The organism is Deinococcus yavapaiensis KR-236 (assembly GCF_003217515.1).
GTDB classification, from domain to species: Bacteria; Deinococcota; Deinococci; order Deinococcales; family Deinococcaceae; genus Deinococcus_A; species Deinococcus_A yavapaiensis.
The window spans coordinates 165538-181763 of the sequence record NZ_QJSX01000006.1 but is presented as its reverse complement, the minus strand read 5'-3'; the positions used below and the strand labels follow the sequence as shown (position 1 = coordinate 181763).

The window sequence follows — 16226 nt, the reverse complement described above, 5'->3', positions numbered from 1 at the left end:
CGGCCGACCGTGATTTTTCCTGTCGATTGCCCGACGGCCCATTTTGCTGACTCAACGCGACTTCACTCAAATCAGGGCGCTTCTTGATCCCGCGTTCTGTACAACTCGGGGAGGTCAACTCAGACCGAGGAGGAACGCATGAACTCGAACCGAATTACCGCCGTTTTCTCAGGTCACCAAGAAGCCGAAAGTGCCGTCGCCGAATTGCGCCGTATGGGCGTTCGTGACGACCGCATCTCCATCCTTGCCCGAGACGGCTCGACGGGCACCGTGGCGAGCGGCACGAGCGATCGACCGCACGACGAGGCCAACGGCGCGGGCAAGGGTCTGCTCGCGGGCGCGGGCGTCGGAGCGCTGTTCGGCCTCGCCGCCGCCGCCATTCCCGGCATCGGCCCGTTCATCACGGCGGGCACGCTGTTGTCCGGACTCGGCGCGGGCCTCGGCGGCGCCGTCGCGGGCGCGGTCGTGGGCGGCGCGGCTGGATCGCTCGCGGGAACGCTGGCGCAAGCGGGTTACACGGAAAAGGAAGCCGGCTACTACGGTGAGCGCGTCGAGAACGGCGCCGTCCTCGTGGCCGTCGATACGAGCGGAACGGGGAATGACCAAGCCATCCGCGACGCCTTGCTTCGCCACGGTGGCTCCACCCACGGCGGCGATTTCGACAATTCGAACGTGACGCTCTCCAACGACAGCTTGACTTCGGGCACGATGGCGACCGGCACGGGTCTGGGCGCGACCTCGGGCACGCTCGGCGGCATGTCGCGTGACTCCACGCTGTCGGGTTCCTCGTCGCTGTCGTCGGGCACGAGCATTTCGAGCGGCACGTACGCCGACGGCGACCTCGGCTCCATTCCCACCGACCGCCGAGGCAACTACGAGACGCGCTACTCCGGCTACACGCAAGACCAAGCGAACTCGCGCCTGACGGACCTCGACACGCAACTCGGCCGCGCCGACTTGGACGAGACGCAGCGCCTGCAACTCCTCGAAGAGCGTTTGTTCGTCGAGAAGTTCCGCGAGCGCATCGGCAGCGTCGAAATCGGCAAGCACGTCGAGACGCATCAGCAGCAGGTGTCGGTGCCCCTCACGCACACGGAAATCGTCGTCGAGCGTCACGCCGTCACGAATCCCACCCCGATCGAAGGCACCGTCCCCCTGGGTTCGGACAGCCAAACGATTCGCGTCGACCTCGAAGCCGAACGCGCCCAAGTGCGCAAGGAAGCCTACGTCACCGAGGAAGTCGAGATCGGCAAGCGCGAAGTCAGCCAAACGCAAACGTTCACCGAGACCGTCGGGCGTGAAGTGCTCGACGTGAACCGCACGGGCGACGTCGAGATGGGAACGACCGGCTTGACGGGCACGACCGGCACGCTGGGAACGACCGGCACGACGGGCGTGACGAACACGGGCGGCTTGTCGGGCACGACGACCGGGCGCGACGACCGTAACTTGCTGCAAAGGGCGGGCGACACGATCGACGAGGGCGTCGACCGCCTCGATGGCAAGATCGACCGCGACCACAACCGCTGATCTTCGCTTTCGAGAGGGACGGTCTCCGACCGTCCCTCTTTCGCATTTCCACGGGCTCTCCGCCGGCACAGTCGTGCACCGCGTCGGCGAGTCTGGGTCGAGCAGAAGCCACGTGGTCGGCGGACCACGCCTTTTGGCGAGGTGAAATCGGAGCGGGGTATAATCCCCCAATGACGGCTACGCGCACGCTTTCCACGGCGGAGATTCGCGAGAAGTACCTCGCGTTCTTCGAGTCCAAGGGGCACTTCCGTTTGCCCTCTCACAGCATCATCTCGCCGGACACGACGACCCTCTTTACGGTGGCCGGGATGCAGCCGTTCAAGCCCCAATTCCTGGGGGCGGCGGCGCGTTTTCCAGGGCACGAAGGCGAGCACAAGCGGATCACGACCACCCAGAAGTGCGTTCGCATCGACGACATCGAAAACGTCGGGCGCACGAATCGTCACAACTCGCTGTTCGAGATGCTCGGCAACTTCAGCTTCGGCGATTACTTCAAGCGCGAGGCGATCACGTGGGCTTGGGAGCTGCTGACGAGTTCGGAGTGGCTGGCCCTCGATTCGTCCAAGCTGTACGTGACGGTGTACAAGGACGACGACGAGGCCTTCGGCATCTGGACGAAGGAAGTCGGGCTGCCCGAAGATCACGTGCTGCGCTTCGACGCCGACGAGAACTTCTGGCCTGCCGACGCGCCCCTCAAAGGGCCGAACGGGCCGTGCGGGCCGTGCTCGGAAATCTACTACGACCGTGGGCCTGCCTTCGGAAGCGACACGTGGGCCGAGTACGCCGACACGCGCGAATCGAACCGCTTCCTGGAAATCTGGAACCTCGTGTTTCCGCAGTACGATCGCCGTGATTTGGCGCCGGACGGCACGCCCGTGCTGGCCGACTTGCCGTTCAAGAACATCGACACCGGGATGGGCCTTCACCGTGTCGCGGCGATTTTGCAAGACGTTCCGGATTTCTACGGCATCGACGTCTTCAAGCTCTTGATCGACAAGGTCGTGGAGCTCTCCGGAAGGGCGTACGAGGGCGCGACGTCCGTGTCACACCGCGTCATCGCCGACCACGTCCGCATGGTGAGCATGAGCGTCGCCGACGGCATCACCCTCAGCAACACGGGGCGCGGCTACACGGTGCGCAAGGTGCTGCGCCGCGCGTCGCGTCACGCGTACCTGCTCGGGCTTCGCGAGCCGGTTCTGTACCGACTCGTCGCGCTCGTCGCGGAGACGATGGGAAGCGCCTTCCCGGAGATCAAGACGCATCAAGCGGCGGTGGAGGCGGCGATCAAGGCCGAGGAGACGCGCTTCCTGGCGACGTTGGAGAGTGGAACGGCGCGGCTCGACACGCTGCTCGGCAAGATCGAGCGAGGCGGTGTCTTGAGCGGCGAGGACGCCTTCACCCTCTACGACACCTACGGCTTTCCGCTCGACCTGACGCGTGAAATCGCCGAGGAGTTCGGCGTGACGATCGACGAGGCGGGCTTCGACAAGTCCTTGGAGGCGGCGCAGGAGCGCGCGCGCGCGGGCAGCAAGTACGGCAAGAGCGAGCTGTTCGGCGCGGTGTCCGAGGTGCTGGACGAAGTGCTGGCCGCGAACGGCCCGACGAAGTTCGTGGGGTACGAAGAGCTGTCGGTCGAAGGTCGAGTGCTGGCGATCGTGCAGGGCGCCGAGGCGTTGTCGCGCCTCTCGGCGGGCAGTGAAGCGCAGGTCGTGCTGGACACGACGCCCTTCTACGCGGAGGGCGGAGGCGAAGTCGGCGACCGCGGTTGGATCGAATGGAGCGGGGGGCGGGGATTCGTGCGTGACACGAAAAAGACGCCGAGCGGGCTGCATCTGCATGACGTGCTCGTGGAGGAAGGCGAGCTGACGGTCGAGGCGAGCGTGCGCGCCGTCGTGGCGCCCGAGCGTCAGGCGACGGAGCGGCATCACACGGCGACGCACCTGCTGCACGCCGCGTTGCGCGCCGTGCTGGGGTCGGGCGTGCGTCAAGCGGGCAGCCTCGTGGCGCCCGAGCGCTTGCGCTTCGACTTCACGCATGGCGCCGCCCTCTCGCCTCAAGAGATTCGCGAGGTCGAGCGACTCGTCAACGCCTGGATCGTCGCGGACTTCCCGGTGCGCTACGCCTACATGAACATCGACGAGGCGCGGACGAGCGGCGCGACTGCCCTCTTCGGCGAGAAGTACGGCGACGTCGTGCGCGTCGTGTCGGTCGAGGGCGGCGTGGGCTTCGAGGACGGCCTCGTGACGAGCAAGGAGCTGTGCGGCGGAGCCCACGTCACGCGTACGGGCGAAATTGGCGCGTTCGTGATCGTGTCCGACGAGAACGTCGCGGCGGGCGTGCGGCGCGTCGAGGCGCTGTGCGGCGAGGCGGCGACGAAGTACGTGCGCGACACCCTCGAGAACGTTTCTCGTGTCGCGGCGACCTTGAATACGGGCGTGGCGGGCTTGGGCGAGCGCGTCTCGGGCTTGCAAGGGCAGATCAAGGACCTCGGCGGTCAGATCGCGGCCCTCAAGCGTCAACTCGCGCAGGCGCAGATGGGCGGCGGCGCGTCGAGCAGCGTGCGCGACCTCGGCGGTTTCAAGGTAGCGTCCTTGCGGCTCAGCGGCGTGGAAGGCAACGAGCTTCGCAGCGCGGCGGACGACCTGCTCGACAAGAGCGGCGCCGATCTCGCCGTGATCGCCGGGGACAAGGGCCTCGTCGTGAAGGCGAGCAAGACGGCCGTGTCGCGCGGCGCGCATGCGGGGCAGCTCATCGGCAAGCTCGCGGCGGCCGGTGGAGGCAAGGGCGGTGGACGTCCTGACATGGCGCAAGCGGGCGTGCAAGACGCCGACGCGGCCTTGGGCGCGCTCGAAAACGCCTTGAGTTGAGCGGACGAATCTAACGAAAGGAGGTGCTTGCCTATGGAGGGAGCACCTCCTTTCGTTGACTCATGCCGAAATTTCTATGACACTCTTTCGAGTTGACGAGACACTGAAATTTGAACGAGGAAGCGCGGCGCGGATATCATCGTGAGTCAGCTACCTGACGCGATGAGCTTCTTCACGGCGATTCCATGATGTTCGGGGCATAGTGCGAAGCAACTCAATTTCAAGGAGGACTCATCATGAAACCGATTATCTTCACGGCTTTGCTTCTGCTCGGCGCCGCCTCGGCAGAAGTCACGCCCACGCCCACGCCGCCCTCGGCGGTCACGCCTCAACAGCGCGCGAACCTCAGCGCGTTCGTCTCGCTCGTGCAGGGCGGCGCGACCGTCGAATTCCTCGACTCTTCGGACGCCGTCGTCGCGACCCTCAACGCGGATGGAACGCTCAGCGTCGCGCAAGACGCCAAGCTCGACACCGTGAAGAGCGTGCGTGTCACGACGCCCGGTCAAGAAGGCGCCGAGCCGACCACGGCTACTTACGTCCTCGCGAGCCGTCTCGACCAGCCTGGTCAACTGCGCGTGACGGTCACCGGCCCCAACGGCAAGATTCAAACGATCGGAGCGCCCGCCGCCATCAACCGCGCGGCTCCGTCGAGCGAGGATCGCGCGCAACCGGCGCCGCAACCTCAGCCGACCCCGTCCGAGCCTTCCGAGTCCGAGCAGGAAAAGGGCGGCAGCGGAAACAACGGCAAGGGTGGCGGCAAAGGCAACAGCAAGAGCAAGTAACGCGATTCGTGGAAAAGCGGCCCCTCAAGGGCCGCTTTTCCACGTCTTACAACTAGGTTAAGAAAACAGGGAAAACATTTAGCTTATTGTGACGTTGTTCTCTTGACACGGAGCTAGGCTCGAAGGGCGGAGCCGAGACCTCGGGTTTGGTCGGCAGGGACGTTCCGGAGCGCACGAGACGCTCGAGACAGGAGGGCAGCATGGTGAACTGCGCCTCCTGTTCGCTGAACACGACTCAGAGGGGTTTGCCGAGCGGGACGATAACGTACGCCGTGCCGTTGGACGCCCGCAACCACAAGCGCTCGAAGGTCGCGCGAGGATACGTGCGGCGCACCTCGGCGTCGGAGTTCGCGTACGGATCGTTCACGACAACGTCACCGTCCTGCTCGAAGCCCACCACGACGAGCACGTGCCCGCTCGTGGACGGCAGGAACGCGCTCGGAAGCTCGCCCGCCTTCCACGCGACGCTCAAGACGGAAGGCACGCCCGCCAAGACGAGCCGCTCGACGTCCGCGAGACTCGAGAAGCGCGTCGCGTACGCCGTGAAGCCCAACGAGCCCGCGTACGCCGCGTTGAACGCCCAATTGCCCGTTCCGCCGTTCGACCACGCCGGATCGAAGACGCCGCGCGCCGCCTCGGGAACGGTGACGTTTTTACCCCAGTACGCCAAGACCATGCTGACGGACGTCGGCGAGCACCAGACGTCGCCTCCTTGGAAGGCGAGTTGCGTTCGCGGCGGAACGTCCAAGACCTTGCCCCACGCCGCTCGGTTCGACGTGCCGCTCGGTTCGGTGCGCCCGTTCGTCGTCGTGAACGTCACGAGGCGAACGCTGGCTTGCCCGTTCGTGGTCACACGGTACTGAAACGCGTTGGCAGCGCCCGAGAGGCGCAGCGTGTCCGTCAGCACGTCTCCATCGGCGTCCTGCTGTCCGTTCACGGACGCTCGGCCGTCTCCTTCGCTCCAGCGACCGAACGAGAAGTACTTCGTCCAACGCGCTCCGACGCGAGCGCGCACCTCCACCGTGACGCTCGAACCGTTGGGCGCCGCCGCGTTCCACGACGGGACGAGTTCCGTGAACAGCGCGACCTCCACGACGTTCGATTCGAAGCGACCCGTTCCCAAGTCGAGGACGTGACGAGTCAGGACGGGAGCGGACAAGGCGTGAGTCAAGGCAAAACCTCCTGAGAGCAGGGCGAAGGACAGCAGGGCACGGCGCATGACGCGAGTCTACAAGCTCAAGCTTTGCTCAGCATGTACAGCAACGCTTCCGCCGCCGCTTGCCGCCACGTCACCCAATTGTGCCCGCTTTGATACTCACGGTACTGATGCGGAATGTCGAGGTCGGCGAGGGCGGCGGCCATACGGCGATTCGGAGCGAGAAGCCACTCCAGGGTGCCCGTGTCGAGGCTGACGCGCAGGTGCCGGGGCGGCGCGGCTTCCAAGCGTTCACGCAGCCACTCGCCCGCCGTCGTGGTATTCGTTCGTCCACGCTCGTCCGGACGAGCGATGAACGCTCCCGAGTGCGCCACGACCCGCGAGAAGAGGTCGGGGCGGGCGGCGCCGAGGTACAAACTGATGAGACCGCCGAGCGACGCGCCCCAAAGGCCGCGTCCGCTCGCTTCGCGCGACACGCTGTACTCGCCTTCGATTCTCGGCAAGACTTCGTCCGTGAGGAAGTCGAGGTAGGCGTCGTTGAGGTAATACTCCTCGCTGCGGTCGCCAGGCTCCAGGAAGACGAGCACGGCAGGTTGAACGAGGGTTCGCGCGAGCGCCTTGTCCATGAGCTCGCCGAGCTTGCCCGTTCGCAAGAACGCCACGCCGTCTTGCACGTAGTACACGGGATAGAGGCGCGCGGAATCGTAGAAGGGCGGCGTGTACACGTAAGCGCGGCGCGTGCCGGGAAAGACACGTCCTTCCCACGCGAGGCGGTGCGCGTGTCCTTGTTGGTGCGGCGCTTCACCTTCCCACAGAGCATGTCGTGCGTACGTCCCGACTTCGACGCCGCGCGGATACGGCCACCACGGATTCAAGGTCCTCACGGAATTGTCGGGATCGGCGAAGGGCTTGCCGTCCTCGCCGAGCCACGCGTACTCCGTGAACGAGTCGCGCGGCAACTCCAGGGAAATATCGCCGCCCGTCACGGGAAGGGCGGGGTTCTTCTGCCAATCGGTGAAGTCTCCGAGAAGCCCGACGGCTCCCGGAGGTGGAGTGAAGATCGCGGTGCGGCCAGAAACGCGAACAGCCATGAAGGGCATTGTAGGCGCCGCGAATCGTGCGTTTCGTTCGAGCGGCCGTTCACGGAACCTGATACACTACTCGACAGTTCGCACTCGCCGAGAGGCGGGTGTTTTTTCTGGGGAAGGGCCATGGATCAACTTCTGCACGAAATTCAGCGTCGTCGCACCTTCGCGATCATCAGTCACCCGGACGCAGGCAAGACGACCATCACCGAAAAACTGTTGTTGTACGGAGGCGCCATTCACGAGGCGGGCAGCGTCACCGCCCGTGAAGGCTCGTCCTCGACCCGCTCGGACTGGATGAGCATGGAGCAGCAGCGCGGCATCTCCATCAGTTCGAGCGCCCTGACGTTCGAGTACCAAGGCCATCACGTCAACCTGCTCGACACGCCCGGGCACCAAGACTTCTCGGAGGACACGTACCGAACGCTCACCGCCGCCGACTCGGCCCTCATGGTGCTCGACGCGGCGCGGGGCGTGCAGGCGCAGACCGAGAAGTTGTTCGCGGTGTGCCGCAACCGTGGCATTCCGATCTTGACGTTCGTGAACAAGATGGACCGCCCGGCGCAAGATCCGTTCGAGTTGCTGGAGCAAGTCGAGAAGACCCTCGCGATTCGCGCGGTTCCGCTGACGTGGCCGATCGGGGACGGGCCCGACTTCAAGGGCGTGTACGATCTGCAAGCGAAGCAGGTGCTGGTGTTCGAGCGCGTGGCGCGCGGCAAGACGCGGGCGCCCGTGAACGTCACGAGCGTCGGTGATCCCGCGCTCGCCGAGCTCATCGGACCGGAGTTGCACGCGAAACTGCAAGAGGACGTCGACCTCATCGAAGGCGCCTTGCCCGAGTTCGATCAAGACGAGTTTCTGCGCGGCGAGCTCACGCCCGTCTTCTTCGGGTCGGCCATCACGAACTTCGGCGTGGAGCACTTCCTGTCGAAGTTCGTGCACCTCGCGCCGTCACCGGGCCCGCTGGAGACGACGAGCGGCGCCTTGCCGCCAGACACCGAGTTCACGGGGTTCATCTTCAAGCTTCAGGCGAACATGAGCAAGCATCACCGCGACCGCACGGCCTTCATGCGCGTCGCGAGCGGCAAGTTCGAGCGCGGCATGGAAGTGACGCACACCCGCACGGGCCGAAAGATGCGCCTGAGCCGCGCGCACACGCTGTTCGCCCAAGACCGCGAAAGCGTCGAGGAGGCTTTTCCGGGCGACATCGTCGGCTTGGTGAATCCCGGCGTGTTCCGCATCGGCGACGTCGTGAGCTTCAGCCCGAAAGTGCAGCTCGCGTCCTTTCCGCGCTTCACGCCCGAAACGTTCGCGAACGTCACGATGCGCGACGTCACGAAGCGCAAGGCCTTTCACAAGGGCTTGGAGCAACTCGCCGAGGAAGGCGTCGTGCAAGTGTTCTACCCGACGGACGGCGCCCGCGACCCGTTGCTCGGCGCGGTCGGGCCGTTGCAGTTCGAGGTGTTCCAGCATCGCCTCAGGGAAGAGTACAACGTGGACGTCGAGCTCAACGTCACGAGTTATCAACTCGTTCGTTGGCTCGCCGGGGACACGTCGGAGGTCGCGCGCTTCGCGAGAAACGTCGAGGACGACGAAGGCCGTCCCGTGATGCTCTTCCGTTCCAAGTACGACTTGGAGTACACGCAGAGGAACCATCCTGGCATCGAGTTCCTGCCGCTTCCCAAAAACCTCACGGTCGTGTAAGTCAATCTCCGCCGCGCAGGCAAATTCCCGTGGTGTAGCGCTCGTTGGCATCGAGATGCACCGTCAGGGCGTTGCCCGCGGCGGCTTTCGGTCTCGTCTGCTGCCAGAAGTTCGAGCCGATCTGCGTCCACTCGCCGAATCCGTACTCGTTCTGGCTGGCGTTGCCGGGCACCTTGAGGATCGTCCAGACGGCATCGATGTTCTGCTGGACGAGATACGCGGGCCAATCCACTTGGTAAGCGTAGACGCGGCCTCCGTAGTACGAGGCGAGCGCGGTGCAGTAGCGAACGGTGTTGGAGTTTCCGGGGGCGAGCCGCCAAGGAAAGCTCTTGGCGAAGTCCTGTGCGGTGACCGCGCAAGCGGTCGAAGCGAGCAGGAAGGCGGCGTAGAGCGAAGTGAAGCGCTTCATGGATGTGCATTATGCCCGCGCGACCGCTTCAAGGGGTAGGCTGGCCGAGACATGATTCACCGTCTCGTGCTCGCGGTCACGCACGACGCCTCGAGCCAACGGGCGCACCGAACGGCGGCGGCCGTCGCCCACGCGTGGAAGCTCGACGTGAGGGAAGTTCCCGTGAGGCACGCGCACGAGTTGTTGAGCCACGTCCATCCGGGCGACGCGGTGTGCGTGAACGGCGAAGGTCACGTTCGGCACGCGCACGTCATGGGAGAGTCGCCGTTGGAAACGCTGCTGCGCCGCACGACCGTCCCGGTGTGGGTCTGCGCTGGAGAAAGCTCGGTGCCGAGCGCGCTCACGCTCGCGTTCCACGGGCAGCGCAAGGCCTACCACGCGGCGGAAGTCGCCGCGCACCTCGCGCTCGCGCACGACTTGCCGGTGGACGTCTTGGTGGTGCGCGAAGACGACGAGGACGAAGTCGACGAGGGAGACGTCCAGCTGGCCCGAGAGGAACTGCTCGCGCGACAGGTGCGGACTCGCGACGTGTTCTTGGAATCCGGCGATTCGGCGCGGGTGCTCGCGGCACACACGCGGCCCGAACGATTGCTCGTCATGGGCAGTTACGGCGACGGTTCGCTGCTGGGCTTCAAGCTCGGGCACACGGTGGACGCCGTTTTGAACGGCGCGCGCGGGCCTGTGCTGTTGTGCCCGTGATCGCCGCTCGCCCACGTCGTTCAAGCGCGCCTTTCGAGGGGCGTCACGCGGCGCGAAGCAATCGAGCGTAAGCTAAGCGGTTAGGAACTTATGACGACGAGAACTTCACCGCTGATGACGCGCGTCAAGCGCTGGATGCTCGGCCAAGAGACGCAGGAAGTCGAAGGGCCGTACGAGAAGGAGCAGGAGGCGCGACATCACACCCAGCCGTGGTGGAAGGTCATGTGCCTCACGGGCGTCGACTACTTCTCCACCCTCGGCTACCAACCTGGCATCGCCGCGCTCGCCGCCGGAGCGCTCAGTCCCTTCGCGACGCTCGTGCTGGTGCTCGTGACCCTCTTCGGCGCCTTGCCGATGTATCGCCGCGTAGCGGAAGCCAGTCCGCACGGCGACGGCTCCATCTCCATGCTGGAAAAGCTGCTCAAACGCTGGCAAAGCAAAGGCCTCGTGCTGATCCTGCTCGGATTCGTGGCAACGGGCTTCATCATCACCATCACGCTCTCGGCGGCGGACGCGACGGCACACGTCATCGAAAACCCTTTCCTCAGCGCGTACTTGGAGGGCTTCAACGTTCCGATCACCTTGTTGTTGATCGCGCTGCTCGGAGGGGTCTTCCTCAAAGGATTCAAGGAGGCCGTCGGCATCGCCGTGGGAATCGTGGCGTTGTATCTGCTGCTCAACGTCGTCGTGCTCTTCGTGGGCCTGCGCGAAGTCCTGACGCACCCGGCCGTGTTCTCGAATTGGCAGAGCCTCCTGACGGCGAAGTACGCGTCACCGCTCTCGATGATCGGCGCGGCCCTGCTCGTCTTTCCGCGCCTCGCGCTGGGTCTCTCGGGCTTCGAGACGGGCGTCGTCGTGATGCCGCTCGTGCAAGGCGACAAGGGAGACACGAGCGAGCGTCCCGTCGGCCGTATTCGCAACACGAAGCTGCTCCTCACGACGGCCGCCCTCATCATGAGCGTCCTCCTGATCGGGTCGTCGCTCGTGACGACCCTGTTGATTCCGGCGGCGGCCTTTCAACCGGGCGGCGAGGCGAACGGTCGCGCCCTCGCGTTCCTCGCGCACGATCTGCTCGGCGACGGCTTCGGCACGGTGTACGACATCTCCACGATCATGATCTTGTGGTTCGCGGGCGCCTCGGCGATGGCGGGCCTCTTGAACATCGTGCCGCGTTACTTGCCGCGCTACGGCATGGCGCCCGAGTGGGCGCGCGTCACGCGGCCCCTCGTGCTGATCTACACCGGCATCTGCTTTTTCGAGACGATCTTGTTTCGCGCGGACGTCACGGCCCAGGCGGCCGCGTACGCGACCGGGGTGCTCGTCTTGATGGGGAGCGCGTCCATCGCCGTGACCCTCTCGGCGTTGCGGTCTCGTCGCCGTGGTCCGACGTTGTGGTTCGGTCTCGTCTCCGCGATCTTCGCGTACACGCTCATCGTGACGTTCCTCGAGGATCTCAGCGGCCTTCGCATCGGTTTGCTGTTCATCGCGACCGTGATCTTCGTGTCGATCCTGTCGCGCGTGCGCCGCTCGACGGAGCTTCGCGCCGAGCGCGTGGACGTCGACGAGAAGGCGCGCGCGTTGCTCGCCGAGGCGGCCTCGCGCGGCACCATCCGCTTCATCGCCAATCAACTCGACGCGGGCGACGTCGCCGAGTACACCGAGAAGGAGCACGAGGTGCGCATCGAGACGCACTTGCCGTCGAGCGACCCGGTGATCTTCTTGGAAGTCCAAGTCGCCGACCCGAGCGAATTCGCCGACGTGCTGGAAGTGCGCGGCGTGGAAGTCGGACCGTACAAGATCTTGCGCGTGGAGTCGAGCGCCGTGCCAAACGCCATCGCCGCGTTCATGCTGTGGGTGCGCGACCATTACGGCACGGTGCCGCACATCTACTTTCAGTGGATCGAGCAAAGCCCCGTGTCGGCGGCCGTTCGCTTCCTCGTGTTCGGCGAAGGCGACATCGCGCCCCTCACGCACGAGATCCTGCGTCAAGCCGAAACGCGAGAGGAGCGCCGCCCCGTCGTGCACGTGGGCGGATAGCGCGCCGAGAGCTTGCCCAGACGACCTCGCTCCGAAAGGTGCCGAGGTCGTCCGCGTTTCGGAAGCCGGGCGGTAGCATGAAGGCCGCATGGAGGCTTCTTGAACCACGACATTCCCGTCGCCGACCTCGGACCTGCCGGGGAGATCATGGCGCACGCGGTGGACGCGTGCGTGCACTGCGGCTTCTGCCTGCCCGCCTGCCCGACGTACGCCCTGCTCGGCGAGGAGATGGACTCGCCGCGGGGCCGCATCTTCTTGATGAAGGAGGTCCTCGAAGGCGAGTTGCCCCTCGCCGACGCCGCCCCGTTCATCGATCGCTGCCTCGGTTGCCAAGGATGCGTGACTGCCTGCCCGAGCGGCGTGCCCTACGGCGAACTTCTCACGACGTTTCGCGCGACGACGGAACAAAAGCGTGAACGGCCCGCGCTGCAACGCGCGGTGAGGGCGGGTCTGCTCACGGCCTTGCCGTCGCCGAAGCTCTTTCGCGCGGGCGCTTACCTCGGGCAAGTCGCCAAGCCTTTCAAGAGCGTCTTGCCGCGGGCGCTGCAAGCTCCCCTCGACTTGCTGCCCGGCCGCGTCCCGGCGAAATTCGACATGCCAACCTTCGTGCCCGCGCAAGGCAAGCGGCGCGCGCGCGTGGCGTTCCTGGCAGGATGCGCCCAGCAGGTGCTCGCCCCGAACTTCAACGCGGCGACGCTGCGCGTCCTCGCGCGCAACGGCGTGGACGTCGTGATTCCCGAGGGGCAGGGATGCTGCGGCGCGGCGGCGCTGCACACGGGCGCGCGAGGACAAGCCCTTTCGATGGGCCGCACGAACCTCGCCGCCTTCCCGACGGACGTGGACGCCGTCGTCACGAACGCGGCGGGCTGCGGATCGGGCCTCAAAGAGTACCCGCTGCTTTTCAAAGGCGAGCGCGAAGAGGAACAGGCCATCTCGTTCGCTTCGCGCGTGAAAGACGTCAGCGTGTTCCTCGCCGAGCTCGGCTTGGAGCCGATGTTGCCGCTTGCCAAGCCCGTACGGGTCGCGTACCACGACGCGTGCCATCTCGCGCACGCCCAGAAGGTGAAGGCCCAGCCACGCTCGATTTTGAAGGCCGTGCCGGGCCTCGACCTCGTGGAGGTTCCCGAAGGCGACTTGTGCTGCGGCAGCGCGGGCACGTACAACATCGAGCAGCCCGAGTTGGCGGGACGCCTCGGGGAACGCAAGGCCCGCAACGTGCTCTCGACGAACGCGGCGATCTTGGCGAGCGGCAACATCGGCTGTCACACGCAGATCGAGACGCACTTGCGCCGACTCGGCTCACCGATGCGCGTGATGCACACCCTCGAAGTTCTCGACCTCGCGTACCGAGGAGAGTTGTCGTGATCGCCGAGCGCCTGCGAAGCGCCCTGGGCGCGCGCAAAGTGCTCACCGGAAAGGCCGAGCGGATGACGTATCGTCACGACGCCATTCAAATCGGGGCGTTGCCGATGGCGGTCGTGTTGCCCGAGGACACGGCGGACGTCGTCACGACCGTGAAGCTGTGCCGCGACGCGAACGTGCCGATCGTGGGGCGAGGCGCGGCGAGCGGCTTGTCGGGAGGCGCGGCGCCCGCGCGTGAAAGCGTCGTGGTGGCGTTCACCCGCATGACGAAGCTCGACCTCTTCCCGGAGCGCCGAGAAGCGTGGGCGCAGCCGGGCGTCGTCACGGCGACGGTCTCGGAGCGCGCCAAGCCGTTCGGTCTCGTGTACCCGCCCGATCCGGCGTCGTGGCGAACGAGCACCATCGGCGGGAACCTCGCCGAGAACGCGGGAGGCCCGATGTGCTTCAAGAAGGGCGTCACCGGAGATTACGTCAAGGAAATCGAGTTCGTGGACGCGAGCGGCGCGGTGCACCGCGCCGCTCGCGACGCCTTCGACCTCGCCGGATTGTTGATCGGCTCGGAGGGAACGCTCGGCCTCATCACGGGCGCTCGGCTGCGGCTGGACACGCCGCCCGCGTTCACGCGAACCTTGATGGCGCACTTCGCCGAAGTCGGCCAAGCCGCGCAGGCAGTGTCGCGCGCCATCGCGAGCGGGGCGGTGCCCGCCAAGTTGGAGTTCATGGACCGCGCGTGTCTCGGAGCGGTGGAAGGCTACCTCGGAATCGGCCTGCCGGTGCACGCGGGCGCGGCCTTGCTGATCGACACGGACGGCGACGACGAGGAGACGGTGACCGAGGAGCTCGAACTCGCCCGCGCGGCGTGCGAGGCGGAAGGCGGCACGGTGCGTGTCGCCGCGAACGCCGCCGAAGCCGAGGACTTGTGGCGAGCACGGCGCGCCATCTCCCCTTCCCTTGGCCGCATTCGGCCGCACCGCATGAACGAGGACATCGTCGTGCCGAGGTCCGCCCTCGCCGAGGTGGTGCGCGAAATCGAGGAGCTCGGACGCGAGGCGGGCCTCGTCGTCGCGCAATTCGGACACATCGGGGATGGCAATCTTCACCCGAACATCCTTTACGACCCGAAGAAGGAGTCGTCGGACGCGGTGCACGCCCTCGCGCACGAAATCGCCCTCGTCGCCGTGCGGCACGGCGGCGTCTTGTCGGGCGAGCACGGCATCGGCTCGATGAAGCGCGACTTCATGACGGACGCTGTGGACGCCGTGACGATGGACGTCTTGTGGCGTGTGAAGCGAACGCTGGATCCGAGAGGGCAGCTCAATCCCGACAAATTGCTGCCCGAGGTGAGCGCGTGACGACCACGGCGAGCGTTCGCGTGTCCTCGGACGATCAAGTGCTCACGGCGAGCGCGAGCACGAGCCTTCAAGACGTGTACGCCGCCCTTCCCGCCGGTCTCTTCCCGCCTTTTCCGAACGTCGAGTTGCCAGGCGGCGTCGGCGATCTGATCGCGCGGGGCGGCTTCGGGCAGACGTTCTTCTTCGCCGGGGACGTTCTCGGCGCGACGTTCCGCACGCGAAGCGGACGCATCGTGAAGGCGGGCGGACGCGTCGTGAAGAACGTGCAAGGCTACGACCTCACGCGCCTCTTGGTAGGCAGTTTCGGCGTGCTCGGCGAGGTGGTGGACGTGACGTTGCGCCTTCGTCCCGGTCGCGCGTTCGTGCAAGCGAAGCGGGCGGGCGCGCTCACTGATCTCGCCGCGTTGCCGATCACGCCTCGCTTCGCTTGGCAAGACGGCGGCGAGGTGTTCGCGGCGCACTTCGGCGCGGTGCGTGAAGTCGAGCGGTTCGTGGAAATCTTCGGCGGCGAGGAGGTCGGGACGCTCGACTTCACGCGGCGTTTTCCCGATGGCATGGGCGTCGGGCCGAGCAGTCTGAAGGACGGACGCTTCGCGTGGGCGAACGGTCACGGACGGCCGAGCGTGCCGATGCTGTTCGAACGGCTCGCCGAAGCACTGTGAAGATCATCGTCATCGAGCCGTACCGCGACGGCTGGCCGCAAGAATTTCAGGAGATCGGCGCGGAGATTCGAGGAGCGGTCGGCGACTTCGCCCTCGCCGTTCACCACATCGGTTCGACGAGCGTTCCCGGACTCGCCGCGAAGGACGTGATCGACGTGCAGCTCACGGTCGGCGACTTGAACGCGCCGATTCGCGAAGCGCTGGAGAACGCCGGGTACCGTTTTCGGGACGGCGTCTTCGAAGATCACTGCCCGCCCGGCATGACCATCGATCCTTGGGATCTCGAGAAGCGCTACTACAGCCGTGACGACCGCAAAATCCACTTGCACGTTCGCGAGCGAGGACGCTACAACCAACGCTACGCCTTGTTGTGCCGCGACTACCTGCGCTTCTCGGCGATGGCGAGGGACGCGTACGCCGAAGTCAAACGGCAACTCGCGCGCCTGTTTCCCGACGACGTCGCCGCCTACTACGCCGTCAAGGACCCCGTGTTCGACGTGCTCATGTCGGGCGCCTTCGTGTGGGCGGAGACGACGGGGTGGAAAGAGCCGGAGTCCGACGCTTGATCGGGTAGACTTCCG

At 65.9% G+C, this 16226-nt stretch carries 13 protein-coding genes; 10 read left to right on the top strand and 3 right to left on the bottom strand.

What is annotated here, in order from left to right; genetic code table 11:
• Window positions 1–138 precede the first annotated feature (138 nt).
• From DES52_RS23650 to DES52_RS09545, 3 genes are all read left to right on the top strand, one after another.
• Window positions 139–1530 (top strand): YsnF/AvaK domain-containing protein, encoded by a 1392-nt coding sequence (locus tag DES52_RS23650; protein WP_342767076.1) that lies wholly within the window; start codon window positions 139–141, stop codon window positions 1528–1530.
• Between the two features lie 170 nt (window positions 1531–1700).
• The gene (alaS, locus tag DES52_RS09550) at window positions 1701–4397 is read left to right on the top strand and encodes an alanine--tRNA ligase (protein ID WP_110886577.1); all 2697 of its coding nucleotides are present in this window, start codon (window positions 1701–1703) and stop codon (window positions 4395–4397) included.
• A 236-nt stretch (window positions 4398–4633) separates the two neighbouring features.
• Window positions 4634–5179 carry a hypothetical protein gene (locus DES52_RS09545; RefSeq protein WP_110886576.1) on the top strand — a complete coding sequence of 182 codons (546 nt, stop codon included), beginning with the start codon at window positions 4634–4636 and terminating at the stop codon, window positions 5177–5179.
• A 235-nt stretch (window positions 5180–5414) separates the two neighbouring features.
• On the opposite strand, the gene DES52_RS09540 is transcribed toward DES52_RS09545, so the two are convergent.
• On the bottom strand, window positions 5415–6398 hold the full coding sequence (locus DES52_RS09540) for a peptidase C39 family protein (RefSeq protein WP_110886575.1): 984 nt from the start codon (window positions 6396–6398) through the stop codon (window positions 5415–5417).
• Between the two features lie 17 nt (window positions 6399–6415).
• Window positions 6416–7426, bottom strand: a complete 1011-nt coding sequence (locus DES52_RS09535) for an alpha/beta hydrolase (RefSeq protein ID WP_110886650.1) — start codon at window positions 7424–7426, stop codon at window positions 6416–6418.
• Window positions 7427–7546: 120 nt separating this feature from the next.
• On the opposite strand from DES52_RS09535, the gene DES52_RS09530 reads away from it, so the two are divergent.
• A complete protein-coding gene (locus tag DES52_RS09530; protein ID WP_110886574.1) occupies window positions 7547–9124 on the top strand; it encodes a peptide chain release factor 3 in 1578 nt (525 codons plus the stop codon).
• Between the two features lies 1 nt (window position 9125).
• Here the strand turns inward: DES52_RS09530 and DES52_RS09525 are convergent, their stop codons facing one another.
• Entirely contained in the window at window positions 9126–9533 is a 408-nt protein-coding gene (locus tag DES52_RS09525) for a hypothetical protein (protein WP_110886573.1), read from the bottom strand.
• 51 nt (window positions 9534–9584) lie between these two features.
• Between DES52_RS09525 and DES52_RS09520 the strand changes: the two genes are divergently transcribed.
• From DES52_RS09520 to DES52_RS09495, 6 genes are all read left to right on the top strand, one after another.
• Window positions 9585–10232 carry a universal stress protein gene (locus DES52_RS09520; RefSeq protein ID WP_110886572.1) on the top strand — a complete coding sequence of 216 codons (648 nt, stop codon included), beginning with the start codon at window positions 9585–9587 and terminating at the stop codon, window positions 10230–10232.
• Window positions 10233–10322: 90 nt separating this feature from the next.
• Window positions 10323–12269, top strand: a complete 1947-nt coding sequence (locus tag DES52_RS09515) for an APC family permease (RefSeq protein ID WP_110886571.1) — start codon at window positions 10323–10325, stop codon at window positions 12267–12269.
• 99 nt (window positions 12270–12368) lie between these two features.
• The gene (gene glcF, locus DES52_RS09510) at window positions 12369–13634 is read left to right on the top strand and encodes a glycolate oxidase subunit GlcF (RefSeq protein ID WP_110886570.1); all 1266 of its coding nucleotides are present in this window, start codon (window positions 12369–12371) and stop codon (window positions 13632–13634) included.
• Window positions 13631–14983: an FAD-binding oxidoreductase gene (locus DES52_RS09505; RefSeq protein WP_245900871.1), complete on the top strand. Its 1353-nt coding sequence runs from the start codon at window positions 13631–13633 to the stop codon at window positions 14981–14983. The genes glcF and DES52_RS09505 overlap by 4 nt, the downstream gene beginning before the upstream one ends.
• Complete coding sequence (locus tag DES52_RS09500; RefSeq protein ID WP_110886569.1) at window positions 14980–15645, top strand: FAD-binding oxidoreductase; 666 nt, start codon at window positions 14980–14982, stop codon at window positions 15643–15645. Before DES52_RS09505 ends, DES52_RS09500 begins: the two co-directional genes overlap by 4 nt.
• Window positions 15642–16211, top strand: coding sequence for a GrpB family protein (locus DES52_RS09495; protein WP_211317893.1), 570 nt, complete (start codon window positions 15642–15644; stop codon window positions 16209–16211). The genes DES52_RS09500 and DES52_RS09495 overlap by 4 nt, the downstream gene beginning before the upstream one ends.
• Window positions 16212–16226: the final 15 nt, after the last annotated feature.

What these genes read in the sequence shown, in the direction of transcription:
- DES52_RS23650 (WP_342767076.1), top strand. Translation starts at nt 139, where the DNA reads ATGAACTCGAACCGAATTACCGCCGTTTTCTCAGGTCACCAAGAAGCC.
- alaS (WP_110886577.1), top strand. Translation starts at nt 1,701, where the DNA reads ATGACGGCTACGCGCACGCTTTCCACGGCGGAGATTCGCGAGAAGTAC.
- DES52_RS09545 (WP_110886576.1), top strand. Translation starts at nt 4,634, where the DNA reads ATGAAACCGATTATCTTCACGGCTTTGCTTCTGCTCGGCGCCGCCTCG.
- DES52_RS09540 (WP_110886575.1), bottom strand. Translation starts at nt 6,398, where the DNA reads ATGCGCCGTGCCCTGCTGTCCTTCGCCCTGCTCTCAGGAGGTTTTGCC.
- DES52_RS09535 (WP_110886650.1), bottom strand. Translation starts at nt 7,426, where the DNA reads ATGGCTGTTCGCGTTTCTGGCCGCACCGCGATCTTCACTCCACCTCCG.
- DES52_RS09530 (WP_110886574.1), top strand. Translation starts at nt 7,547, where the DNA reads ATGGATCAACTTCTGCACGAAATTCAGCGTCGTCGCACCTTCGCGATC.
- DES52_RS09525 (WP_110886573.1), bottom strand. Translation starts at nt 9,533, where the DNA reads ATGAAGCGCTTCACTTCGCTCTACGCCGCCTTCCTGCTCGCTTCGACC.
- DES52_RS09520 (WP_110886572.1), top strand. Translation starts at nt 9,585, where the DNA reads ATGATTCACCGTCTCGTGCTCGCGGTCACGCACGACGCCTCGAGCCAA.
- DES52_RS09515 (WP_110886571.1), top strand. Translation starts at nt 10,323, where the DNA reads ATGACGACGAGAACTTCACCGCTGATGACGCGCGTCAAGCGCTGGATG.